Origin of the sequence: Bacteroides caecigallinarum (assembly GCF_021530995.1) — a bacterium.
Lineage (GTDB): Bacteria > Bacteroidota > Bacteroidia > Bacteroidales > Bacteroidaceae > Phocaeicola > Phocaeicola faecigallinarum.
This window is the reverse complement of record NZ_JADYTF010000355.1, coordinates 1-255: the sequence shown is the minus strand read 5'-3', so window position 1 is coordinate 255 and position 255 is coordinate 1. Positions and strand designations below refer to the sequence as shown.

General features: G+C 51.4%; 1 rRNA gene. It reads right to left on the bottom strand.

The annotated features are described in order from the left end of the window. Positions 1-255, bottom strand: a 23S ribosomal RNA gene (locus I6E24_RS17680); the annotation flags it as partial.

The following is a 255-nucleotide window of genomic DNA, read 5'->3' as shown; positions in this document are numbered from 1 at the left end:
GTCAATTTGCCTAGTTCCTTAACCGTGATTCACCCAAGCGCCTTAGTATATTCAACCCGACTACGTGTGTCCGTTTGCGGTACGGGTACCTTCAATGTTAAGTTTAGCGGATTTTCTCGGCAGTCTGCTTACCCACACTATCACCGCGACCCGAAGGTGTTGGTGTACTCTCAAGTTCGACTCTTCCCGTGGATTTGCCTGCGGGAATCAACGTCTACACTCTTTAACCGGCTATTCCGTCAGCCGGCGGTGGTG